The 23789-nt window shown below is 61.5% G+C and carries 24 protein-coding genes and 1 tRNA gene; 7 read left to right on the top strand and 18 right to left on the bottom strand.

The window, feature by feature from the left end; all coding sequences use genetic code 11:
* The first annotated feature begins 1 nt into the window (after position 1).
* From HJB89_RS13600 to bfr, 4 genes are all read left to right on the top strand, one after another.
* Positions 2–1447 carry a DNA polymerase Y family protein gene (locus HJB89_RS13600; RefSeq protein ID WP_311043796.1) on the top strand — a complete coding sequence of 482 codons (1446 nt, stop codon included), beginning with the start codon at positions 2–4 and terminating at the stop codon, positions 1445–1447.
* A complete protein-coding gene (locus HJB89_RS13605; RefSeq protein ID WP_221150060.1) occupies positions 1444–4902 on the top strand; it encodes an error-prone DNA polymerase in 3459 nt (1152 codons plus the stop codon). The genes HJB89_RS13600 and HJB89_RS13605 overlap by 4 nt, the downstream gene beginning before the upstream one ends.
* A gap of 122 nt (positions 4903–5024) precedes the next feature.
* A complete protein-coding gene (locus tag HJB89_RS33235; RefSeq protein ID WP_246762769.1) occupies positions 5025–5423 on the top strand; it encodes a (2Fe-2S)-binding protein in 399 nt (132 codons plus the stop codon).
* Positions 5389–5874 (top strand): bacterioferritin, encoded by a 486-nt coding sequence (gene bfr / locus HJB89_RS13615; protein ID WP_003589587.1) that lies wholly within the window; start codon positions 5389–5391, stop codon positions 5872–5874. Before HJB89_RS33235 ends, bfr begins: the two co-directional genes overlap by 35 nt.
* A gap of 85 nt (positions 5875–5959) precedes the next feature.
* Here bfr and HJB89_RS13620 read toward each other — a convergent pair whose 3' ends face one another.
* The 6 genes from HJB89_RS13620 to rsfS all read right to left on the bottom strand — a co-directional run bounded on the left by HJB89_RS13620 (position 5960) and on the right by rsfS (position 11717).
* A complete protein-coding gene (locus HJB89_RS13620) occupies positions 5960–6493 on the bottom strand; it encodes an RNA pyrophosphohydrolase (RefSeq protein WP_221131602.1) in 534 nt (177 codons plus the stop codon).
* A 33-nt stretch (positions 6494–6526) separates the two neighbouring features.
* Positions 6527–7720 (bottom strand): divergent polysaccharide deacetylase family protein, encoded by a 1194-nt coding sequence (locus HJB89_RS13625; RefSeq protein WP_207582275.1) that lies wholly within the window; start codon positions 7718–7720, stop codon positions 6527–6529.
* A 76-nt stretch (positions 7721–7796) separates the two neighbouring features.
* A complete protein-coding gene (locus HJB89_RS13630) occupies positions 7797–9119 on the bottom strand; it encodes a S41 family peptidase (RefSeq protein ID WP_207582274.1) in 1323 nt (440 codons plus the stop codon).
* Positions 9109–10509 carry a murein hydrolase activator EnvC gene (locus tag HJB89_RS13635; protein WP_207582273.1) on the bottom strand — a complete coding sequence of 467 codons (1401 nt, stop codon included), beginning with the start codon at positions 10507–10509 and terminating at the stop codon, positions 9109–9111. Before HJB89_RS13635 ends, HJB89_RS13630 begins: the two co-directional genes overlap by 11 nt.
* 163 nt (positions 10510–10672) lie before the next feature.
* Positions 10673–11155, bottom strand: coding sequence for a 23S rRNA (pseudouridine(1915)-N(3))-methyltransferase RlmH (gene rlmH / locus HJB89_RS13640; RefSeq protein WP_207582272.1), 483 nt, complete (start codon positions 11153–11155; stop codon positions 10673–10675).
* Between the two features lie 118 nt (positions 11156–11273).
* Positions 11274–11717 carry a ribosome silencing factor gene (gene rsfS / locus HJB89_RS13645; RefSeq protein ID WP_007632221.1) on the bottom strand — a complete coding sequence of 148 codons (444 nt, stop codon included), beginning with the start codon at positions 11715–11717 and terminating at the stop codon, positions 11274–11276.
* A gap of 208 nt (positions 11718–11925) precedes the next feature.
* On the opposite strand from rsfS, the gene HJB89_RS13650 reads away from it, so the two are divergent.
* On the top strand, positions 11926–12300 hold the full coding sequence (locus tag HJB89_RS13650) for a winged helix-turn-helix domain-containing protein (protein ID WP_221115405.1): 375 nt from the start codon (positions 11926–11928) through the stop codon (positions 12298–12300).
* Here HJB89_RS13650 and modC read toward each other — a convergent pair whose 3' ends face one another.
* From modC to obgE, 7 genes are all read right to left on the bottom strand, one after another.
* Positions 12301–13368, bottom strand: coding sequence for a molybdenum ABC transporter ATP-binding protein (gene modC / locus HJB89_RS13655; protein WP_221115406.1), 1068 nt, complete (start codon positions 13366–13368; stop codon positions 12301–12303).
* Positions 13365–14066, bottom strand: a complete 702-nt coding sequence (gene modB / locus HJB89_RS13660; RefSeq protein ID WP_221131604.1) for a molybdate ABC transporter permease subunit — start codon at positions 14064–14066, stop codon at positions 13365–13367. The genes modC and modB overlap by 4 nt, the downstream gene beginning before the upstream one ends.
* 208 nt (positions 14067–14274) lie before the next feature.
* Positions 14275–15066: a molybdate ABC transporter substrate-binding protein gene (gene modA / locus HJB89_RS13665; RefSeq protein WP_221115408.1), complete on the bottom strand. Its 792-nt coding sequence runs from the start codon at positions 15064–15066 to the stop codon at positions 14275–14277.
* 491 nt (positions 15067–15557) lie between these two features.
* On the bottom strand, positions 15558–16157 hold the full coding sequence (locus tag HJB89_RS13670) for a nicotinate-nucleotide adenylyltransferase (RefSeq protein WP_246762703.1): 600 nt from the start codon (positions 16155–16157) through the stop codon (positions 15558–15560).
* A gap of 37 nt (positions 16158–16194) precedes the next feature.
* The gene (locus tag HJB89_RS13675) at positions 16195–17478 is read right to left on the bottom strand and encodes a glutamate-5-semialdehyde dehydrogenase (protein ID WP_207582266.1); all 1284 of its coding nucleotides are present in this window, start codon (positions 17476–17478) and stop codon (positions 16195–16197) included.
* Positions 17471–18640, bottom strand: a complete 1170-nt coding sequence (proB, locus tag HJB89_RS13680) for a glutamate 5-kinase (RefSeq protein WP_207582265.1) — start codon at positions 18638–18640, stop codon at positions 17471–17473. Before proB ends, HJB89_RS13675 begins: the two co-directional genes overlap by 8 nt.
* Positions 18627–19721, bottom strand: coding sequence for a GTPase ObgE (obgE, locus tag HJB89_RS13685; RefSeq protein ID WP_207582264.1), 1095 nt, complete (start codon positions 19719–19721; stop codon positions 18627–18629). The genes proB and obgE overlap by 14 nt, the downstream gene beginning before the upstream one ends.
* 84 nt (positions 19722–19805) lie before the next feature.
* On the opposite strand from obgE, the gene HJB89_RS13690 reads away from it, so the two are divergent.
* Entirely contained in the window at positions 19806–20672 is an 867-nt protein-coding gene (locus HJB89_RS13690) for an endonuclease/exonuclease/phosphatase family protein (RefSeq protein ID WP_221150061.1), read from the top strand.
* Between the two features lie 93 nt (positions 20673–20765).
* Here HJB89_RS13690 and HJB89_RS13695 read toward each other — a convergent pair whose 3' ends face one another.
* The 4 genes from HJB89_RS13695 to rplU form a co-directional block, all read right to left on the bottom strand.
* Positions 20766–21353 carry a GNAT family N-acetyltransferase gene (locus tag HJB89_RS13695; RefSeq protein ID WP_221150063.1) on the bottom strand — a complete coding sequence of 196 codons (588 nt, stop codon included), beginning with the start codon at positions 21351–21353 and terminating at the stop codon, positions 20766–20768.
* Positions 21350–22006, bottom strand: coding sequence for a GNAT family N-acetyltransferase (locus HJB89_RS13700; RefSeq protein ID WP_221131610.1), 657 nt, complete (start codon positions 22004–22006; stop codon positions 21350–21352). The genes HJB89_RS13695 and HJB89_RS13700 overlap by 4 nt, the downstream gene beginning before the upstream one ends.
* A gap of 126 nt (positions 22007–22132) precedes the next feature.
* Positions 22133–22402, bottom strand: a complete 270-nt coding sequence (gene rpmA, locus HJB89_RS13705; RefSeq protein ID WP_003543909.1) for a 50S ribosomal protein L27 — start codon at positions 22400–22402, stop codon at positions 22133–22135.
* 33 nt (positions 22403–22435) lie between these two features.
* Entirely contained in the window at positions 22436–22753 is a 318-nt protein-coding gene (rplU, locus tag HJB89_RS13710; RefSeq protein WP_003543907.1) for a 50S ribosomal protein L21, read from the bottom strand.
* A gap of 304 nt (positions 22754–23057) precedes the next feature.
* On the opposite strand from rplU, the gene HJB89_RS13715 reads away from it, so the two are divergent.
* Positions 23058–23147, top strand: a tRNA-Ser gene (locus HJB89_RS13715).
* Between the two features lie 52 nt (positions 23148–23199).
* On the opposite strand, the gene HJB89_RS13720 is transcribed toward HJB89_RS13715, so the two are convergent.
* Positions 23200–23760, bottom strand: a complete 561-nt coding sequence (locus tag HJB89_RS13720) for a thioredoxin domain-containing protein (protein WP_221131611.1) — start codon at positions 23758–23760, stop codon at positions 23200–23202.
* Between the last annotated feature and the right edge of the window lie 29 nt (positions 23761–23789).

Below are 23789 nucleotides of genomic sequence, written 5' to 3' on the forward strand. Positions count from 1 at the left end.
TATCGTCTGTTCCGGCAAGCTCAACAATGCGATGCGGCTGACGGCTCTGGACGAGTTGGCCGAGAGGCTGGGCCTGAAGAAGGAGCAGGGCGTTGCCGAAGCGCGCGCCATGTACCCATTGCTCGAGGTCGCGGAAGAGGATCCGGAGGCCGACCGCCGGTTGCTGGAGGCCATTGCCGACTGGTGCGACCGCTATACGCCGCTGGTGGCGTTCGACGGCAAGGACGGCCTGTTTCTGGATATTAGCGGCTGCGCCCATCTCTTCGGCGGGGAAAAGACGCTTCTCAAAGATGTGCTGTCGCGGCTTTTTCATATGGGGTTCGATGCGCGCGGGGCGATCTCGTCGTCGCCAGGCCTTTCCTGGGCCGCGTCGCGCTTCGGGCAAGGCGGCGTGATCGAGGACGAGGAAACGGAGCATGTGCTGCTGCCCTTGCCGGTCGCGGCCTTGCGGCTGGAAGGACGAACCGTCGATGCCCTGAAGAAGCTCGGTCTGAAATATGTCGGCGACGTCATCGATGCACCGCGGGCGCCGCTGACCCGCCGGTTCGGCCCGGGGCTGCTTCTGCGTCTCGATCAGGCGCTCGGACGTGAAGAGGAGCCGGTCTCGCCCCGGCGTCCGGTTGCCAGTCTCTCGGCCGAAAGCCGCCTGATCGAGCCGATCGGGACGGAAGAACAGATCCTTGCCGTCACCAGGCAGGTCGCCATGTCGCTGCAGCCGTCGCTGGAGGCGCGAGGCGCCGGCGGGCGGGTGTTCGAACTGGTGCTGTTCCGGGTCGACGGCAGGGTCTTTCGTATCTCCGTCGGCGCTTCGCAGCCGCTTCGCGAACCAAAGTTCATTGCCGGGCTTTTTTCCGAGCGATTGCAGGCGGTCTATGACGATCTCGATGCCGGCTATGGTTTCGAAATCCTGCGGTTGAATGTGTTGCGGCATGATCCCTTCAACGAGGCACAGGCTGATTTCGAGGGCGACCGCCAGGGAGAAATCTCGCTTTCGGCCTTCGTCGATCGGGTCTCGGCCCGGCTTGGCGCGGATTGCCTGCAAAGCTTCCAGCTCCGCGAGAGCCATGTGCCGGAACGCGCCGTCATCACGGTTCCTGTGATGGATAGTCTTCCCAGGCGGAAAGCGGCGCAGGACATCCAACTTCCTTTCCGCCAAGAGCGTCCGCTACGGCTCTTTGCCACGCCGGAGCCGGTCGAAATCATGCTTGCCGAAGTGCCCGATGGCCCGCCGCAGGTTTTCCGCTGGCGGCGCATGCAGCATCAGGTGGCAAGAAGCGAAGGGCCGGAACGGATCGCCATGGAGTGGTGGATCGACGGGGATGACGCCGAGGCGCGTGACTATTTCCGTATCGAGGACGAGACCGGACATCGCTTCTGGATCTATCGTCGCGGTTTCTACGGCCGGGAACTTGATCCCCGCTGGTTCATGCACGGTGTGTTTGCATGAAGAGCGGGTTCGCATTTTTCGAGATCGGCGTGAGAACGAATTTTTCGTTTCTCGAAGGCGCCGCCAGTCCGGAAGAGATGGTCGTGCAGGCCGCTCATCTCCGGCTCGGCGGTCTCGGGATTGCGGACCGGAATTCGGTTGCCGGCGTAGTCAGGGCGCATGCGCAGGCGGAGCAGCTCGAGGAGAGATACAAGAACCGCGATGCGATTATGGCCCAGGCGGAGAAGCAAGGGAAAAAAGAAACGATTCTCCATCCGATCCGGGTTCAGCCGGGCGCCCGCCTCGTCTTTTCCGATGACACGCCTGATATCCTCGCCTACCCACGCAATCGGCGGGGCTGGGCAAATCTCTGCCGTCTTCTCAGCGCCGGCAATCTGAAGGAAGAAGCGGTCAAGGGAAGCTGCATTCTCACGGAAGCGGAGCTGATGGAATGGGGGGACGAGATGATGCTTGCGCTCGTTCCCGATCGCACCCTTATCGATCATCAGGCGGGTCAGTCGACGCTGGAAGATTATCTGGAACGATTTCGCAGACGGTTCCGCAAGGCTTTTTTTATGGCGCTGGCGCCAGCCTATGACGGCCGCGACAGGCAGGTCTTTGCGGTGCTTGCCATGCTTGCGGCACAAAATCGCGTGCCGCTGATTGCGACCAACCAGCCGCTTTATCATCATCCTGAACGCCGGCCGCTTTCGGATGTGGTGATCGCGATCCGGGAGCATATACAGATAGCGCAAGCCGGATTCCTGCTGGCGCCGAATGCCGAGCGCTACCTCAAGGATTCACGTGAAATGGTCCGGATCTTCCGGGACTATCCTGGTGCGATCGAAAATAGCCAGGCCTTCTTCGGCAAGCTGAGCTTTTCGCTGAAGGAATTGGAGCATAATTATCCACCTGAAAACGATCCCGGCGAAACACCGCAGCAGACGCTCGAGAGGCTGACGAGGGCAGGAGCCGCAAGGCGCTATCCCGAGGGTGTTCCGCTCAAGGTGGCGACGCAGATCGATTACGAGTTAAAACTCATCGGCGACAAGAACTACGCTTCCTACTTCCTGACGGTTCACAGGATCATCCAGCACGCCCGTTATGACCTCAAGGTCTTGTGCCAAGGACGCGGATCGGCGGCAAATTCGGTCATCTGCTATTGTCTCGAAATTACGGAAGTCGATCCTCAAAAGAGCACGCTGCTGTTCGACCGTTTCATTTCGATGGATCGCGACGAACCGCCGGATATCGATGTCGATTTCGAGCATGATCGGCGCGAAGAGGTCATCCAGTTCATCTACAGAACCTACAAAAGAGAACATGCCGGGCTGACGGCGGGGGTGACCACCTACCGTACCCGTTCGGCCGGCCGCGAGGTCGCCAAGGCCTTCGGGCTGTCGGAGGATGTCCAGTCGGCGATCAGCAGCCTCATCTGGGGCTGGTCGGAGGATAATCTTTCCGAGAGGGATGCAAAGGCGGCTGGTCTCGATATCAAGGATCCGGTCACCAGGAACGTGCTGAAATATGCCTCCGAGCTTCTCGGCTTTCCGCGCCACCTCACCCAGCATGTCGGCGGCTTCGTCATCACGCGGGACCGGCTCGATGAAGTGGTGCCGATCATGAAGACGGCAATGCCGGATCGCTACATGATCGAATGGGACAAGGACGATCTCGACAATGTCAAGATCCTCAAGGTGGATGTGCTGGCGCTCGGCATGCTGACCTGCTTGCGGAAGGGTTTTTCGCTGCTTGAACTGCATTACGACGTGAAGAAGACGCTCGCAGATCTCGGCAACAGGGAGCATGGAGACGAAGGCAGGCCGGTTTACGAGATGATGGGCCGGGCCGATACGCTTGGCGTCTTCCAGATCGAGAGCCGGGCGCAGATGAGCATGCTGCCGCGTCTTAAGCCGAAGGTATTCTACGACCTCGTCATCGAGGTGGCGATCGTCCGGCCAGGACCGATCCAGGGCGATATGGTACATCCCTATCTGAAGCGCCGGGAGCAGCGGGCCAAGAATATCCCGATCGAATATCCGAGTAAGGAGCTGGAAGCGGTTCTGGAAAGAACCCTCGGCGTGCCGTTGTTCCAGGAACAGGCGATGCAGATCGCCATCACAGCTGCAGGCTTTGCGCCTGGAGAAGCCGACAAGCTTCGCAGAGCGATGGCGACATTCAAGCGAACCGGCACGATCGGCAATTTCGAGAAGCGGTTCCTCGAGGGAATGGTCTCAAAGGATTATGCCCCGGAATTTGCACAGCAGTGTTTCAACCAGATCAAAGGCTTCGGTGAATATGGTTTCCCTGAAAGCCATGCCGCCTCCTTTGCACTGCTGGTCTATGCCTCCTCATGGCTCAAGGCCTATTATCCCGACGTCTTCTGCGCGGCGATGCTGAATTCCCAGCCCATGGGGTTTTATGCGCCGGCGCAGCTGGTGCGGGATGCACGCGAGCACGGGGTAAAAATCCTGCCGGTCGACATCAACGAATCCGACTGGGACTGCGGTCTGGAAGCGGCCGCTTTCGATCCGAATGCCATCGATTTTCGCCACCATGAGATGCGCGGGGTCATCAAGGCACGGCACGCGGTGCGGCTCGGCTTTCGGCAGATCAAGGGCGTTTCGGATAAAGAGATGGAGCTGCTCATCAGAAATCGAGGCAAAGGCTACAGCTCCGTTCGGGATCTCTGGCTGCGGTCTGGCCTGCAGAAATCCGTCATCGAGCGACTGGCGGATGCGGATGCGTTCCAATCCCTCAAACTATCACGACGCGACGCGCTCTGGGCTGTGCGGGCGCTGGATGTGAAGAGCGCCGCCGAGGAGCTGCCGCTTTTCGAGCAGGCCCGTCATCTCGACCTCCAGATCGAGCCTGCAACGAAGCTGCCTGAAATGCTGCCGGGAGAGCAGGTCATCGAGGATTATCGTTATCTCTCGCTGTCGCTGAAGGCGCATCCGGTCTCCTTCCTGCGCGAGGAATTGCGCAAGGTGGGCGTGACGCGCAATGTCGATCTTTTAAAGGTCGCAAACGGGCATCGGGTGACGATCGCAGGCCTCGTGCTGGTGCGCCAGCGGCCGGGTTCGGCCAAGGGCGTGATCTTCATGACGCTTGAGGACGAGACCGGGGTGGCCAATGCAATCGTCTGGAACAAGATATTCGACACATACCGTTCGGTTGTGATGGGCGCCCGGCTGGTGAAAATCCGCGGCAGGCTGCAAAGCCAGAGCGGTGTGATCCATACCGTCGTCGAGCATATCGAAGACATGACGCCGACGCTCGGTATCCTGCAACGCGAGGCCCGGCGTTTCGGGGTCTGCGAGCGAGCAGACGAAGTGCTGAGACCGGGAGTCGATCAGCGGCAGAAAAAGCTTGCACAAGAGAGGGCGGAGCTGGAAAAACGGATGGCTGCCACAGACAGCAATTCCGGCGCAGCGGAAACCGCTGTGGTGATGCCGCGCGGCCGCAACTTCCATTAATAAATATCGCACCGATCAGGGCCATGCGGTGCGCCTTCATCTGCTTTCTGGCTGCATCCCCCTGGAACCGCTACATAATCACCAGCGATATGCCTGTGGCCCGATTCGGACGCCGCTGTTCTCTGATGCGGGGCTCGAATTTTTTCTTGACAGCCACCATCTTCTTTAGCAGAAAACACGATAGTCAGTGTCATGTTTGGAATGAAGACGTGCTTGTCTGCAGCTGCAATTATATAACCGACAAGGAAATCCGGGAGGTTATCACCAACCTTCTCGACGAAGACTGTTGGCAGCTTATCGTGCCGGCGAAGGTCTATCACGCCATGGAAAAACGCGGTCGTTGCTGTGGCTGCTTTCCAAACGTCGTCGACATCATTGTGCAGACAACCGAGGAGTATCATGCCCGTCGCCACTCGACGGAGGCCGAGATATTTGATTTCATGTCCCGCTTGAAGCAATTCCATGAGGAAAACAGGAGAGCGGACATTGAAAGGCGACAAAAAGGTCATCGAGCGGCTTAACGAGGCGTTGTTCCTCGAGCTCGGGGCGGTCAATCAATATTGGGTTCACTATCGTCTGCTTGAGGACTGGGGCTACACCAAGCTCGCCAAAAAGGAGCGCGCCGAATCCATCGAAGAGATGCATCATGCCGACCGGCTTGTTGCCCGCATCATTTTCCTCGAAGGCCATCCCAATCTGCAGACCCTTGCGCCTCTGCGCATCGGCCAGAACGTCAAGGAAGTGCTGGAAGCCGATCTCGCCGGCGAATACGACGCCCGCGCGGCCTACAAGAAATCGCGCGATATCTGTCACGAGGCCGGTGATTACGTTTCGATGAAGCTCTTCGAAGAGCTGCTGATGGATGAGGAAGGCCATATCGACTTCCTCGAAACGCAGCTCGATCTGCTCGGGAAAATCGGCGAGAGCAAATACGGCCAGCTCAACGCCGATTCCGCCAACGAAGCCGAATAGTATTCGATGACAAGCCGGCCGCCTGGGCGGCCGGTTCCGCATCTGACGGTATCAGCTGCCGACCCGTCCGATCATCCGGTATCGATCAGTCTTCCGACTGCAATGCTGCCAGATGCTGGAATTCGGCCACCACCTGGTCGTAGACGCTGCGCTTGAAGGAAACGATCAGCCCCGGCAATTCCTGCATCGGCTTCCATTCCCAGGAATCGAATTCCGGCTCGTGGCCGCCTGGCGGCGGGTTGATGGCGATCTCGCTGTCGTCGCCGTCGAAGCGGAAGGCGAACCAGCGCTGCGTCTGGCCGCGGAACTTTCCCCTTAGCCCGATACCGATCAGTGCCGGCGGCAGATCATAGTTGATCCAGTCTCTCGCTTCGGCAAGCAAGGTCACCGTCTTGATGCCGGTCTCCTCGTAGAGTTCGCGGTAGGCGGCGTCCAATGGATCCTCGCCCTCGTCGATGCCCCCTTGAGGCATCTGCCAGAGCTGCGGCGAGCCGTCATACTCCGAATTGCCGTCGGGAATGCGTCGTCCAGCCCAGACAAGGCCAGCGCGGTTCAGGATCATTACGCCGACGCAAGGGCGGTAGGGCAGATCCTCGGCTTTCACGGTCGCCTGGCTCATCTTCTTCTCCGTTCAAGGATTTTCTCGGGGATTTCAGGGGTTACGAGGATCGGTGGAAAGGGCGGCGACGCCGACGATCTCGATGCCGCGCATCGCAGCCTCCTCGCTCCATTTGGCGATGGCGTCAACACTCTCATCGAAAGCCGAAGCGACGCCGATTGCCTGGCCGTTCTTGCGGGCAATGCGCTCGAGCTCGTCGAGCTTCTTCAGGACGGCGTTTATATCGAGCTGGCCATCGAGCTGCAGATCGGCGAAGGCATAGGGCAGTTCGGTTCCCTTGGCGACCGCCGCCGTCTTCGACTGCGCCGACGTGCCGTCGTCGAGGAACAGCAGGCCGCGCTTGCCGATATCGCGCATGACAGGTTCCATGGCGGTGGAATCGGACAGGAAACGTCCGCCGAGATAATTCATGACGCCGGTATAATTGGTGATCTCGCCCATCGCCTTGTGCAGGTTCTCGATATTGCGGGCGGGCGGTTTCGTGGTCAGCAGCGTTTCCGGACCGGGATCATTCGTCGGGTAATCAAACGGCTCGAGCGGCACTTGCAGAAGAATTTCGTGGCCGCCGCGGCGGGCTTCCTGCATCCAGCGCTGCAGGCTGTTGCCGCTTGCGGCAAAGGCAAAGGTGATTTCCTCCGGCAATTCAGCGATGGCGCGCTGCGTTCCGGTCTGGCTGAGCCCGAGGCCGCTGACGACGATGGCGATGCGGACACCGCGCGCGCCGGACGCGGGACGGGCATATTGATCCATCGGCCGCCGGCCATCGGGACCGACGATCGGAAGCCTGCCAAACGGGGTTTGTTCGAGCAGTGCTTCATTCGGCTGGGCCGCCATGCGCGGATCCTGGCCGATCTGCATGGCATCCACCAGCACCGGCCCGCTGCCATCGCGCGGGCGGGGGCTGTATTTGGTGACGACGGAGCCGTCGCCGGTGACCATCTGTTCGACAGTGGCGCCTGAGCGCGGTTCGGCGCGCGGCATGCCGTCCGGCGTCTTTGTGGCGGTTGTCGTCGGTGGCGGAGGCGTATTGGGGGGCGTTGCGGCTCGTTCTGCCGCTGGTGGTTTGGTGCGTTCGAGCCCATCGCCGCGAAACGCCGTATAGAGGGAAAAGCCGCCTATCGCGAAAAGACAAAGACTGGCGGCGATGCGGCCCAGGCGCAAAACACCCGGCCGCCGGCTGCCGGTTTTGCGGTTGCCGCCCAAAGGCGCATGCAGGTCCGTTCCCAATTTTTCGCCCGCTCCAAAACCGGGAAACAGCAGAAAGGGTCAAGGCCGGGCAACTCGCCCGGCCTTGAGGTGATCATTACTTGGCGACGACGGCTTTGTCAGGGTTCGGCGGGAAGGCCGGATCGGTCTTCTTGCCGCGCAGCAGATCGAGCGCGTAGTTCAGCTGAACGTCGTCCTTCGGGTCCGGCGGCACATAGGCAACCGAGCCCGAACCTTCGTCCGTCTCGCTCTGGCCCTTGATATGGCCGCGCAGACTGGATTCGCCTTCGGTCACCATCTTGCCCTGCAGTTCCTGCGGCAGCGGCTCCTCGACCTTGATGTCGGGGGTGATGCCGGTGCCTTGGATCGAGCGGCCCGACGGCGTGTAATAGAGCGCCGTGGTCAGGCGCAGCGCGCCGTTTTCGCCGAGCGGGATGATCGTCTGGACGGAGCCCTTGCCGAAAGAGCGTGTGCCGAGAACGGTGGCGCGGCGCAGATCCTGAAGAGCGCCGGCGACGATTTCCGATGCGGAAGCCGAACCGCCGTTGATCAGCACGATAACCGGCTTGCCATCCGTCAGGTCGCCCGGACCGGCATTGAAGCGGCGGGTTTCATCGGGATTGCGGCCGCGCGTCGAAACGACTTCGCCACGCTCCAGCAGGGCATCGGAGACATTGATCGCCTGGTCGAGCAGGCCGCCCGGATTGAGCCGCAGGTCGAGGACATAACCTTTCAGCTTGTCGGCCGGAACGGTGTCCTTGATCTTCTTGATCGCCTTTTCCATATCAGGATAGGTCTTCTCGGTGAAGGAGATGATGCGGAGATAACCGACATCGTCCTCGACACGCGACTTGACGGCCTGGACGGCGACGACGTCACGGACGATCGTCAGCTCGATCGGCTTGTCGGCGCCCTTGCGGATCAGCGTCAGCTTGATCGGTGTGTTGACGGCGCCGCGCATCTTCTCAACGGCGTCTTCCAGCTTCAGGCCGCGCACGGACTGGCCGTCGATCTCGGAGATATAATCGCCGGCGAGAACACCGGCCTTGGCGGCGGGCGTATCGTCGATCGGGGTGATGACCTTGACGAGGTCGTCTTCCATGGTGACTTCGATGCCGAGGCCGCCGAACTCACCCTTCGTCTGGGTGCGCATGTCCTCGGCGTCCTTCGCATTCATATAGCTCGAATGCGGATCCAGCGAGGAGAGCATGCCGTTGATGGCGTTCTCGATCAGCTTGTCTTCGGCCGGCGGCGTCACGTATTGGGCGCGCACTCGCTCGAAGACATCGCCGAACACCGAGAGTTCCTTGTACGTCGAGGATCCGGCCGCTTCTGCCGGCGCACCCGCCGAGTAAATGACGCTCATTGCGGTCGCACCCATCAATGCGCCGACCAGAACAAAAGAAGCCCTACGAATCATTGCGTGCCTTTCCAGTGTCTTTGGCGGTCCACCATGGTCGGGAATCGACCGGTTTACCGTCCTTTCGAAATTCAATGTAAAGCGTTGGCCGGTCCGTTGCCAGCGCCAATGCAGTTGCGCTTGCCACTCTTTTCGCACCCATCACGGCGAGCGGCTCGCCGGAGAAAACGAACTTTCCCTGACGGGTATTGATCGTATCCATTCCCGAGAGAACCAAGTGGTACCCATCGCCGGTGTCGAGGATGATCATCTGGCCGTAACTGCGGAAAGCGCCGGCGAAAACCACCAGCCCATCCGCAGGCGCCGTCACCACCGTCTCCGGATTGGTGGCGACCGTCATTCCCATGGCCTCGTGCCCGGTGCCGTCGGCATCGCCGAACTGGCGCAGGATATCGCCCGCGACGGGCACCTCCAATTTCGCCTTCAATTCTCCGAAGGGATATGCGGGCGCAATGCGGTTTTTATCGGGCACGCCGCTGTCGGCCAAGGCCTTGGCCTGGGCGCGCTGCTCGTCCGTCATCAGCTTGCGGTTCTCCTCCGCCTGGCGGGCAGCGGCAGCAGCGTCGCGCACCGAAGCGATCTCGGATTCCATAGAGGCGACAAGGCCTTCAAGGCTGGTCGCCTTGCCCGCCAGCTCCTCGGAGCGTTTTCTCTCGGCGGTGAGTTCGGTGGCATTGCTGCGGCTGAGCTTGTCGTTTTCGGCAAGCAGCAGGTCCATGCGCCGCTCTTCCTCGATACCGTTCGTCATCGTCGCGGTCAGGCCGGCCTTCTCGGCGGTACTTGCGGTCTGCAATGCGGCGAGGCTTGCAAGGTCTCCGGCAAGCTTGTCAGTCTCCTTGCGGATACCGGGCACGACGGCGCCGAGCAGGATGGCGCTGCGCACCGAGGCGAGCGCGTCATCAGGGGTGACGAGCAAAGCGGGCGGTGGGTTGCGGCCCATGCGCTGGAGGGCTGCCAGCACCTCGGCCAGGAGGCCGCGGCGCTCGTGCAGGGAGCGGCGGATGCCATCCTCCTTGACGCCGAGATCGGCAAGCTTCTTCTCGCTTGCCAGGATCTGCTTGTCGAGCGCCTTGCGGCGGGCCGCGGACTCGATCAGTGCCTGGCGGATGCTTTGCGTGCTCTTTTCCAGATCGGCGATGCTCTGTTTAAGCGCACTCACCTTGTCGGAGGAGAGGCTGATCGTTTTCGACAGGGTTTCGAGTTCGGTACGGGTCTGATCCCGTTTGGCGGCCAGTTCGGCGGCCGGATCGGGAGGCGCCGGCTCACCTGCCGGCTGCGGTGCCGATTGTGCTGCCTCGGGGGCGGCATCTTGCGCCAGGACGATGAAGGGATTTGCCGACACGGCAATCACCGCCACGCCGACCCCGGCTGCGATAGCCGGCAGGATCATGCGGTATCGCCTGGTTGCTTCTCTCGTCATGCGTGTTGGGGCACTTTCTCAAAACGCGTGCAGACTAAGCTGATTTGGCACGCTTTGCCAGAAAGTTTGAAGCATAACAGCCGGCTGACAGAACACGGCTGCGTGACAATGCGAATTGCCGAGCGGCGGGGAATCAGACGCGGTGATAGGGGTGGCCGGACAGGATGGTCACGGCGCGATAAAGCTGTTCGGCGATCAGCGTGCGCACGAGTTGATGCGGCCAGGTCATCTTGCCCAGGCAAAGCGTGGTGTCGGCACGGTCGTAGAGGGATGGATCGAGGCCGTCGGCGCCGCCGATGGCAATGGTCAGCTCGCGTTTGCCCTGGTCGCGATAGGAGCCGAGCAGGTTTGCGAAGGCTTCGCTGTCAAGCGCCTTGCCGCGTTCGTCGAGAAGGATGAGGATGCTGCCATCGGCAAGCGATTTCAACAGCAGCGCCGCTTCCTCGCGCTTGCGGGTTTCCCCGTTGGAAGCACGGCTTTCGGCAACTTCGGCAATACGGGACAGTTCGAGGCCGACGGCAGGGCCGGCCTTGGCGAAACGGTCGAAATAACGGGCCGCAAGATCCTTTTCGGGGCCGGATTTCAGCCGTCCCACCGCAAAAAGACCAACTCGCATTCATCCGCTCCTGCTGATGCGGCACATCTTGCGCACAAGGCGTCACCGGCCGGCTTCTGATGTTTTCCGGCCAGTCAATGCCACGTTTCAGGCGTCGGGCAGAATGCCGGACCGCCTGTCAGTGCCGTGTTTCTTCATCCATATCCGGAGCCGCCCACATCTTTTCGATGTTGTAGAATTCGCGGATTTCGGGACGGAACACGTGCACGATAATGTCACCGGTGTCGATCAGGACCCAATCGCCGCCTTCCTGACCTTCGACGCGGGCCGTACCGAGGCCGTCGTCCTTCAGGTCGGTGAGCAGATGATCCGAGATCGCCATGACATGCCTGCTCGAGCGGCCGGAGACGACGATCATGTAGTCTCCCAGCGCCGATTTTCCGGCAATGTCGATGGTGACGATATCTTCAGCTTTGGAGTCCTCGAGGCTGGCGAGGACGGTTTCTAGGGCGCGGGCGGCGGCATCGGCGCCACGTTCCGCACTCTTCGGGATAACGGCGAACGTTTTTCCCTTGGCGTGTACTGTTGTCAGTGCTTTCCCTTTCCTGGAATGACAAACCATGCACAACACAGATCCGATCGAGACCGGACCATGGTTAAGATAGGCATCAAACCACTAATGTTTCAAGACGCGCTAAGATACAGAACGGTCGAAAATCCGATCTGGCGTCCGAATTGAAGAATATTGCCGCTCGGGCTGCTTGTGCGGCCGGTGTACAGTTTCCGTACCACGGCGTAAAGTGCGGCAAATTTCACGATTTCACGATTCGATGACCGATCCAGCCGCAAAAACCCTCGTGCCCGTCCTGCGAATCAGCTTCCCGGATGAGGATCGGCTCGGCCATGGGAAGATGGAGCTGCTGGAGCATATCCGCCAGACCGGATCGATCTCGGCGGCGGGGCGGGCGATGGACATGTCCTATCGCCGCGCATGGCTGCTGGTCAGCGAGATGAACCGGATGTTCTGCGAGCAGGTGGTGGAGCCGCAGCGCGGCGGGCAGAAGGGCGGTGGCGCAGCGCTGACGCCGTTCGGCGAGGAATTGCTCGAGCGTTTCCGCCGGATGGAAAAAACGATGCGCACGAGCCTTGCCGGCGATCTCGCCTGGCTCGAGGCCAAGCGCAACCTGCAGCAGCGACACGGCTGATCAGGCCTCCAGGGCCACGGTCTTGACGACGGCGAAGACGACACTTCCCGGTTGGAGATCGAGACGCTCGCAGGAGAGTGTGGTGATGCGGGAAAGAATGATATCGCCGCCGCAATCAAGCCGGATTTCCACCGTTCCGTCCTCGTCCGACGATATCGCCGCGATCCTGCCTTCGAGAATGTTCAGCGCGCTGAGGCCCTCGGGTCTGGTGGTCGCCAGCATGACGTCGCGGGACGGAATGCGGATGCGCACCGGTCTGCCTGAAGTAAGGGCCCCACTGGGGATATGCAGCCGGCAGGATTTCAGGGCGACCACCGACAGGCGGTGCAGCGCATCGAAGCTTTCGACCGTGCCTTCCAGCAGCGCACCCGCCTCGCGCCGGTCGGAGGCGGTGGAAAAGCGGCTCAATATGTCGACGGCCGGGCCGGTCGCTTCCACCTTGCCGTCGCGCATGACGACGACCTGGTTTGCCAGCCGCGCCACCTCGGCGATCGAATGGCTGACATAGACGATCGGGATTTCCGTCTCGTCGCGCAGCCGCTCCAGATAGGGCAGGATCTCGGCCTTGCGCGCCTCGTCGAGGGCGGCGAGCGGCTCATCCATGAGAAGCAGGCGGGGCGCGGAGAGAAGGGCGCGGCCGATGGCGACACGCTGCTTCTCACCGCCGGAAAGTTTTGCGGGGCTGCGTTCCAGCAGCGGCTCGATACCGAGCAGGTCGACGATGTGATCGAAGCTTTCACCGCGTGCCGTTCGGGCCGCGAACCAGTGGCCATAGGCGAGATTGGCCCGAACGCTGAGATGCGGGAAAAGCCGGGCCTCCTGGAAGACATAACCGAAGCGGCGGCGATGTTTCGGGACGAAGATGCCGGTTGCTGTTTCGGTCAGGGGCTCGCCGTCGAGGACGACGCGGCCTTCGTCCGGGCGGGCGAGGCCGGCGATGATGCGGATCATCGAGGTCTTGCCGGAGCCGGAGCGGCCGAACAGCGCGGTGACGCCGCGTTCGGAGGTGAAGGCGGCGTCGAGCGAAAAGGTGCCGAGCCTCTGTTTTGCCTCGACGATCAGCGTCATTCCGGGTCGATCCTTTGGCCGGCGAGACGGGCGAGGAATTCGGAGGCGAGCAGCGCGGCCATGGAAATGACGATGGCGACGATTGTCAGGCGCAGTGCGCCGGCATCGCCGCCCGGCACCTGGGTGAAGGTGTATATCGCTGCCGACAGCGTCTGGGTTTCGCCCGGGATGTTGGAAACGAAAGTGATCGTCGCGCCGAATTCACCCATTGCCTTGGCGAAGGAAAGGATCATGCCGGTGATGATGCCGGGCAAGGTCAGCGGCAGGGTGATCGTTAAAAACACCCAGGCGGGACCGGCGCCGAGCGTTCCGGCCGCTTCTTCGAGCTTGCGGTCGACCGCCTCGATCGACAGGCGGATGCTGCGCACCATCAGCGGAAAGGCCATGATGGCGCAGGCGAGCGCCGCACCCGTCCAGCGGAAAGAAAAGACGATGCCGAAATACTGGTCGAGCAGGCTGCCGATCGGACCACGGCGGCCGAACAGGATGAGGAGAAGGAAACCGGTGACGACAGGGGGCAGGATCAGCGGCAGGTGAACGATGCCGTTCAACACCGACTTGCCCCAGAAGCGACCGCGAGCAAGCAGCAGGGCGACGAGGATGCCGAAGGGCAGGCTCGCCAGCATGGCGACAATAGAGACACGCAGGCTGAGCAGGATCGCCGTCCATTCCTCATTGCTCAGGCCCAATATATTCAAATGCAGCTATCTCCAAGATCGAAGGCTCGCTCAGGCGAGCCTCAGTTTGACGACAAATCTCGCTCCTTCTCCGACGTCATCCTCGGCCTTGTGCCGGGCAGATGCTCGGGACAAGCCCGAGCATGACGAAAGAGGAGTTGCCGACTTTGAACCTATGTGAGCCTTCACGCTAAGCTGTCACTGTTGATTCCGCAATCAATTCAGCCCATCATTTCAGGACAGTAAAACCCTGCGCCGTGAAGAAGGCGGCTGTCTTGTCGGATTTCAGGAAGTCGAGATAGGCTGTTGCGTCCGGATTCTTGCTCTCGGCAAGTATGGCGATCGGGTAGATGATCGGCGGATGCGAATCGGCCGGGAAGGTGCCGACGATGGCCACACCCTTATCGGCCGCGGCGTCCGTCTGGTAGACGATGCCGTAAGGCGCTTCGCCGCGGGAGACGAGGGCGAGAGCAGCACGGACGCTTTCGGCGCCGGCGACCTTGGTTTCCACCGATTTCCAGACGCCGAGTTTTTCCAGCGCGGCCATGGCGTATTTGCCGGCCGGAACCGATTTCGGCTCACCCATGGCAAGCTTGTCGTCGCCCAGGAGCCCGGCAAGATCGAAGCCCTGCTTGATCTCGACCGGTTTTGCCTTGTCCTTTTCGGCAACGAGCACGATGCTGTTGCCGAGCAGGTTGGAACGGGTGTCGACCTTGATGAGGTTTTTCTTGGCGACGTAGTCCATCCAGTCGAGGTCGGCCGAGATGAAGATATCGGCGGGAGCGGCGTTTTCGATCTGCTTGGCGAGCGCCCCGCTTGCCGCATAGGAGGCAACGGCCTCCTTGCCGCTCTCCTTGGTCCAGGCGGCATTGACGGCGTCGAGCGCATCCTTGAGGCTCGCCGCCGCAAAGACGGTGAGCTTTTCGGCCGCGCCGGCGGGCGCTGGAAGCGCTGCTGCGCCAAACCAAAGCGCGGCGAGCGCGACGGTTGCAAGTTTCATCCATCGGCGGCGGTCTTGCATAAATCATTCTCCAAGGTTCGAAATATTGCGACGAATATAACGGGTAGCGCGCCTTGGCTAGGGATATATCCGGAAAAATATAGCGCACCGGCCGTCTCGTTCGTAGGAACCCAATGCTTCAAACATTCGGCGAGTGCATGGCTTGGACGCAAAATGGGATCTATAGAGCCGGAATATCCAGGCTGCACTTTTGTAAACTTCAAGAATTCTCCGGCGGCAGAACCATGCTCCGTTGATTCCGCCGATAAAAACGGCAGCGCCAAAGCGGCCTATTCGGACAGGATTGCAGTTGGTGCATTGCTGCAATGCACCAATCGATATTCACCTTCGTGCGGAATATGATAAAACACGAGCATCGAAGCGGCGACCTCCTCCTCCCATAGCCGCTCGATAGGGTCGACAACACTCCTCCTCCCAGTTGTCGATCGAGTTTATAAGCCCGACGGATCCTCCCCCGTCGGGCTTTCTCGTTTTCGAACCTTCCTTGAAATTTATTCGGCTTGGCCGTGCGACGAGCCGTTGCGGATTGCCGTCGAGCTCAGGCCGGAGCGCGGCCCGTGGATGAAGGTCCAGGCCGGGGCCTGCTTCTTCCAGAGAATACGGGCATCATCTTCGTCGACACGGGCGAAATCGAAGGTCCGCGTCATTTTCGAGGAGAGGTAGGAGAGCGTCGCGCCCGGCCGGTCGATCACGGCGATCGGGAAGGTGCGGACAATTTCCTGCCATTTCTGCCATTTGTGAAAGGTCTGCAGGCCGTCGGCGCCCATGACCCAGATGAAATGCACATGCGGATTGCGGGCCTTGACGCGGGCGAGCGTATTGGCGGTGTAGCTGACGCCGAGTGTCTGTTCGAAGGCGGTGACCTTGACGCGCGGATCGGCGGCAACACGTTCACTTTCGGCAATACGCTCGGTAAGCGGTGCCAGCTGGTTGCGGCTCTTCAGCGGATTTCCGGGGGTAACCATCCACCAGAGCTGGTCGAGGCCGAGCCGCTTGATGGCGATCTCGGCAACGAGCGCGTGGCCCTGGTGCGGCGGATTGAACGAACCGCCGAACAGACCGACGACCATGCCGCGCTCGCTGTGCGGCATGCGGAGATAATGCCGGTCCAAACTCTCCGCCGTCACGTCAGGGCCGCGTCTGTCCGGCGCCGTGCACCCGATATTTGAAGGAGGTGAGCTGTTCGACACCGACGGGGCCGCGAGCGTGCATCTTGCCGGTGGCAATGCCGATCTCCGCACCCATGCCGAACTCGCCGCCATCGGCAAACTGGGTCGAGGCATTGTGCAGCAGGATCGCCGAATCGACTTCGGTGAAGAAACGCGCGACGACGTGGGGATCCTCGGCGATCACCGCCTCGGTGTGGTTCGAGGAATAGGTCTGGATATGGGCGATCGCGCCCGATATGCCGTCGACGACGGCAACCGAAATGATCGCGTCGAGATATTCGGTCGACCAGTCCTCTTCCGTTGCGGGCTTCAGGCCGGGGGCGACCTTCAGCACGGTTGGCGAAGCGCGGACCTCGCAGCCGGCATCGATGAGAACCTCGAGCAGCGGCGTCAGATGCGTGCCGATCGCCGCACCGTCGACGAGCAGGGTTTCGGCCGCGCCGCAGATACCGGTGCGGCGCATCTTGGCATTGACGACGATCTTCTTCGCCATCTCGATATCGGCCGAGCCATCGACATAGATATGGCAGAGGCCTTCGAGATGGGCAAAAACCGGCACCCGGGCCTCGTTCTGCACGCGGGCGACCAGGCTCTTGCCGCCGCGCGGCACGATGACGTCGATTGCCCCGTCCAAACCGCGCAACATGGCGCCGACGGCGGCGCGGTCGGTGACCGGGACGAGTTGGATAGCATGCTCTGGAAGTCCTGCCGCCTTCAGACCTTCGACAAGGCAGGCATGGATCGCCTGCGATGAACGGCGCGAATCCGAGCCACAGCGCAGGATGACTGAATTGCCCGCCTTGAGGCAGAGGGCGCCGGCATCAGCCGTGACGTTCGGCCGGCTTTCGAAGATGACGCCGATGACGCCGAGCGGCGTGCGGACGCGCTCGATCTGCAGGCCGTTCGGCCGGTCCCAGGCGGCGATGACTTCGCCGACCGGGTCGGCAAGGGCGGCGATGGCGCGGAGCCCCTCGGCCATCTCGGCGACGCGTTTGTTGTTCAGCGTCAGCCGGTCGACGAAGGAGGCAAGCGTCTCGGTGCCTTCGATGTCCTGCAAATCCTTGACGTTCTCGGCAAGAATCTCAGCCTTGTTGGCCAGGATTGCATCGGCCATGGCGTTCAGCGCCCTGTTCTTCGCCTCGGCGGACGCAAAGCTCAGCGGTCGTGCGGCAGCCTTTGCCTTGCGGCCGATGTCATTCATCAGCGCGTCAATGTCAGGGCTTGGCGCAACGGTATCAAGCATAGCTCGCGTCCTTCTTCTGCCTTTCCGATTTCGAACCGACCTGTGCGGTCATCACCATGTCGTCACGATGGACCATGGCCGCGCGGCCGGGATAACCGAGAATGGCCTCGATCTCCGCCGACTTGCGGCCGGCAATCCGGCGGGCGTCCTCGGCATCGTAGCTGACCAGGCCGCGGGCGATCTCGCGGCCGGCGGGGCCGATGATCGCCACCGGATCGCCGCGGCTGAACAGGCCGGTAACGCTGCGCACGCCGGCGGGAAGCAGGCTCTTGCCGGCCCCGAGTGCGGTGACGGCGCCGTCATCGACATGCAGTTCGCCGGCCGGCTGCAGCTGTCCGGCGATCCAGGTCTTGCGGGCGGTCACCGGTGTGCCGGACGGCGCGAACCAGGAGGAACGCGCGCCGTTTTCGATCGCCGACAGCGGGCTGTCGGTCTTGCCGGAGGCGATGATCATGGCGCAGCCCGATGTCGTCGCTATCTTGCCGGCATCGATCTTGGTGCGCATGCCGCCACGCGAGAGCTCGGAGGCTGCGCCGCCGGCCATCGCCTCGATCTCCGGGGTGATTTCGGAAATCGTCTCCAGGAAGGTGGCGTTCGGGTCGAGATGCGGCGGCGCGGTATAGAGGCCGTCAATATCGGAAAGAAGGATGAGCAGGTCGGCGCCGGTCATCGTCGCGACGCGGGCGGCCAGGCGGTCGTTGTCGCCATAGCGGATTTCGCTGGTGGCGACCGTGTCGTTTTCGTTGATGATCGGCACGGCGCCGATTTTCAGAAGCTGATTGATGGTAGCCCGCGCATTGAGATAGCGGCGGCGCTCCTCGGTATCGCCAAGCGTCAGCAGGATCTGGCCGGCGACGATCTCGCCGCGCGACAGGCTCTCCGACCAGGCGCGCGCCAAGGCGATCTGGCCGACGGCGGCAGCGGCCTGGCTTTCCTCCAGTTTCAGCGCACCCGAGGGCAGGTCGAGCACCGAGCGGCCGAGCGCGATTGCGCCTGATGACACGACGAGCACATCGATGCCTTTGGCCTTCAGGCCTGAGATATCGGCGCACATGGCGTCGAGCCAGGCCTTCTTCAGCCCGGCCTTTCGGTCGACGAGCAGGGCCGAGCCGATCTTGATGACGACGCGGCGATAGCGGCCAAGCGGCTTACGGCTGGTCATCGGCTCCATCCTCGCCAACGTCCTCAGCCTCATCGGTGACAACAATGTCGCGATGGCGCTGCTTCAGCACCTTGGCCGGCTTTTCCTCGGCATTTTCCTCGACGATGATGTCGCGCAGCGCGCGCAGCACCTCGGTCATGCCCTTGCCGGTGACGGCCGAAATCTGGAACGGCGTCTTGCCGCAGGCCTTGGCCAATTCCTTGGTCTTCTTCTTCAGTTCGGCCTCGTCGAGCACGTCGATCTGCGACAGCGCCACGATCTCCGGCTTGTCCGTCAACTCGTTGCCATAGGCTTCGAGCTCGTGCTTCACCGTCTTATACGCCTTGCCGACCTTTTCCTCCTGGGCGGAGACGAGGTGCAGCAGCACGCGGGTGCGCTCGACATGGCCGAGGAACCGGTCGCCGATGCCGACACCCTCATGGGCGCCTTCGATCAGGCCCGGAATGTCGGCCAGAATGAATTCCCGTTCGTCGATGGTGGCGACGCCGAGATTGGGATGCAGCGTGGTGAAGGGGTAGTTGGCGATCTTCGGCCTGGCGCGAGTGACGGATGCAAGGAAGGTCGACTTGCCGGCATTTGGCATGCCGACGAGGCCGGCATCGGCAATCAGCTTCAGCCGCAGCCAGAGGGTCTTTTCCTCGCCGGGCAGGCCGGGATTGGCCCAATCCGGCGCCTGGTTGGTCGAGGTCTTGAAATGAGCGTTTCCGAAGCCGCCATTGCCGCCATGGGCGAGGCAATAACGCTGGCCTTCGACGGTGAGATCGCAGATCAGCGTTTCCCGGTCTTCCTCGAAGATCTGGGTTCCCACGGGAACCTTCAGCGTCACGTCGCTGCCATTGGCGCCGGTGCGGTTTCTGCCCATGCCATGGGTACCGATCGTCGCCTTGAAATGCTGCTGAAAGCGGAAATCGATCAGCGTGTTGAGGCCGTTGACGGTCTCGACCCAGACATCGCCGCCACGTCCGCCATCGCCGCCATCCGGGCCGCCGAACTCGATGAATTTCTCGCGCCGGAAGGAAACACTGCCCCCGCCGCCGTCTCCGGATCGAATATAGACCTTTGCTTCGTCGAGAAATTTCATTTTACTTCCAGTATCCGGTGGCAGTTGGACGGCCCGTCTTGGCCCATTCGATATAGGCGGTTCCGACGGAGGTCAAAGATTATCGTGAATTTTGCGAGCTATAACATACAGTACGGCTTTGGTCTCGACGGCAGGTACGATCTCACGCGCATTGCCCGGAGCCTTGAGGGCGCCGATGTCATTGCGCTGCAGGAGGTGACCCGCGGCTTCTCGCGCAACGGTTTTGCCGACACGGTGGCCGACATTGCAGCCGTGTTTCCCGACCATTTCTGGGTGTATGGACCGGCCTGCGACATGTTTGTCGAGGTTGATGAAGGCAGGCGCCAGCGGGTGCCGGGCACGCGCTTCCAGTTCGGCAACATGGTTTTGTCGCGCTGGCCGATCGTCTCGACCCGAACGCTGCTTCTGCCGCGCAGCCGGACGGTCGGCAAGATCAACCTGCAGCGCGGCGCAACCGAGGCGCTGATCGCGGCAGCCGGCGGGGCGATCCGCGTCTATTCCGTGCATCTCGACCATGTCTCTCCAGACGAGCGCATCCGCCAGCTGCAATTCTTGAATGCGCGTATCAACGCTTTCGTTCAGGAGGGTGGATCGCTGACCGGGGGCGGTGAATTCGATCTGCCGGAGCCGCCGCTGCCGGAGGATTACGTCATCATGGGCGATTTCAACATGGAGCCGGAATCGCCGGAATATTGCGCCTTTGCCGGTGCCGGCGGCGGATATTACGGCCGTATCGCCAGGATCGGCACGCCGGTCGACGCCTTTGCGGCGCTCAAGGCCTACCGCCCGGAGAGCTACAGCTGGATGAATCCCGAGGATCACGGCGAACGTATGCATCTCGATTATTGCTTCGTCAGTTGCGGCCTCGAGGGCCGGTTGAAATCCGCCCGGATCGATACGCAATCCGTCGGCTCCGATCATTTCCCGCTATGGGTCGAGATCGGCAGTTGACGGAGACGCCGCCGCGGGGCGGCGACATCTCCCCTTTCGGTATGAGCATGATGTTGTCCGAAAACCGCTCACACTTTTCGGCATCATGCTCCGTTAAGCCACCTTGCGCGGCGGCAGCATGCCCGGCTGCAGCACGGTCTCGATGTGCGAGACCATGGTGTTGCGGGCGAAACAATAGATTTCGCCGCAGCCCGTCATGCGGAAACCGAGCTTCTCCTGCAAGCGCAGCGAGGCCGTGTTGTCGGCGAAGACGCCGGAATGGATCGGCGTCTCCGGCATGCGGCGCGAAAAGCGCTCGATGATCGCCGCCACCGCCTCGCTCATATAACCGCGCCGCCAGTAGTAGCGGTTCAGCCAGTAGCCGAGGTGCCAGCGGCCGTGGCGCAGTTCGATGGCGACGTTACCGATATGGACATCGTCCTTGCCGGTGATCGCCAGCGGCCAGTCCGGCAAGGCGCCTGACGTCACCGGGACCAGCCAATCCAGCGCATCCTGCCGGTCGAACGGCGCGGGTACGCGGGACAGCATGCGCGTGACGGCGAAATCGGAAAGCGATTCCGCAATCGATGGCGCATCGCTCAGCCTGTGAGGGCGGAGCGTCAGCCGGGCGGTCGAGATGACAGGCGCGGGGCCTGGCATCATCGGCTTGGTCTCCGGCCTTTGCAGCGCGGTCGTGCTCATGCGATGTTCCCCCAGCTTCTGAGGGACATCCAGGTCTTGCGGTCGAGCCTGTACCATTCCACAGGCACGTTGCTGCCGAGCGCCAGCGAGGCGGCGAGCCCCGAACCCTGGAACTGGAAGCCGCACTTCTGAATGACGCGGCGCGAGGCGACGTTCATCACCCGGCAACGGGCGTCGATCTGATCGACGTCCTGACGGGTCCTGAACACCATATCGACCAGGGCATGGCAGGCCTCGGTGGTATAACCCTTGTTCCAATAGGGCTCGCCCAGCCAGTAGCCGATCTCGACGGTCCTGCCATCGGCATGCGGCTCGACGCCGCAGCAGCCGACAAAGGCGCCGTTTTCGGCTTTGGTGATCGCATAGACGCACTTGCCAATTTCGCCATTTTTCGTGCGACGCACGAAGTCAGCAGCATCATCGGCGGTATAAGGGTGCGGCATACGCGATACCATGGTGGCGACTTTGGCGTTATTGGCGAGATGGGCAAGGGCGTCGATGTCTTCTTCGTGGGGCGCGCGCATGACGAGCCTTTCCGATAACAAGACAGGGCAATCGGTCCTTAACCGTTCCGGCCTCAGCCGTTCTTCGGAAGACACCTGGTCTTCCCGGGGCGACCGTGATTGGTCTGCCCTTAACAATTCGCCTTGCATGGTTCAGTCCTCCTGTTTGGACAAAGAAAAAGGGGAGATGGCGCCCCATCTCCCCTGTTTTCTAGACTGAACCTGATACGGACAGCCGGGTCGATGAGACGCCGGCTGTTTTTGAGCGCTACCGGCTTATTCCGCTGCTTCCGCTTTCGGCATGACAGACACGTAGACGCGACCGTTGGCCTTGGTTCGGTAGTTCACATTGCCGGCGGTAAGCGCAAAAATCGTGTGATCCTTGCCGAGGCCGACGTTGGAACCCGGATGCCACTCAGTACCGCGCTGACGCACGATGATGTTGCCTGCGATGACGGCTTCGCCGCCGAACTTCTTCACGCCAAGGCGCTTGGACTGAGAATCGCGACCGTTGCGCGATGAACCGCCAGCTTTTTTGTGTGCCATTGGAGTTCTCCTTTAAACCCTGTCCCGTTGATCTTACTTGGCAGCCACGATGTCCGTGATACGGACGACCGTGTGATGCTGACGATGGCCGCGCGAACGCTTCGAATTCTGACGGCGGCGCTTCTTGAAGGCGATGACCTTCTTGCCGCGGTTCTGTTCGACGACTTCTGCCTTGACAGAGGCGCCGGTTACGAAGGGCGCACCGATCGCAGCGTCGGCGCCTTCGCCGATCACGAGCACTTCGGTGAATTCAATGGAATCGCCAGCGGTGGCTTCCAGCTTTTCGATGGTCAGCACGTCGTTGGCTGCCACACGGTACTGTTTACCGCCGGTCTTGATGACTGCGAACATTTTTTATCCTTTCATGTTCGTTCCAGCTCTCCCCGCTGCTTCAGCAGGGTGGCCGTCTTTTTATCAGTCGAAGTTAAGCAGGGATTTCAGAGGCTAATCCTCGAATTCGTCCTGCCGGTGAAGCCCCGCGCGAGCGCGGGACGGCCGAGGCACGGATTACTCCACACCTAGTGCGCAGCCGAGATACGCGAGTGACAAAAAGGTGTCAAGGCAAAAGGATGGAATGCTTCGACTTTTCGGCTTGCCAACCTGTCATAGGCCCGTTATGAGAACGCCCGCGCCGAACAAGCGCCGACCAGACCGCGGAGAGGTGGCAGAGTGGTCGAATGCACCGCACTCGAAATGCGGCATACCTGCAAGGGTATCGTGGGTTCAAATCCCACCCTCTCCGCCATAAGCTCCCGGGCGTCAACGTCAGCAATTTTTGAACGTCGGCATAGCTGGTGTCACTGGCCCAGCACCTTCTTCACCCAGGTGTCGACTTCATCGCCGCTGCTCATGTCCGCCTGCACCAACCCATCGATCATGAAGGTCGGCGAGACGTGGATGCCGTTTTGCCGGGCGTATTTGCAGTGCCATTTGATCTCCCGGTCGAGATTCGGGGTTGCGAAGGCGTCCTTCAGCCTGACGCCGCTGTAGCCTTCCAGGCGCTCGATGATCTGGTTCGGCGTCACGTCCATGTTCGCGCCGCCGGCGTGATGGTCGAACTCGAATTCCTCGCGATGCGCGGCGATGGCGGCCATCACCTTCCTGGCGGTGTCCTTGCCGCCTTCCAGCGTCGAGGCGGCGATGATGCAGCGGACGAGGACGCCGGAATACATGTGCCAGGGCTGTGACTGCAGGCGGATTTTGACGGTGACCTTGTCTTCGCCAGCCTGGCTGAGCAGCGCATCGAGCTTGTTGAAGGCTCTGACCGAATAGGGGCAGGTCGGCTCCAGGAAGATTTCGAAGATATGCGGTCCGGTTCCCCAGGTGAGCGGGTCGGCCTGCCATTGGGCGCCTGTCATGGAATTCCTCTCCGAAAGATAAGCTATCC

This window comes from Rhizobium sp. NZLR8, assembly GCF_019685025.1.
In the GTDB taxonomy this organism is placed as follows: domain Bacteria; phylum Pseudomonadota; class Alphaproteobacteria; order Rhizobiales; family Rhizobiaceae; genus Rhizobium.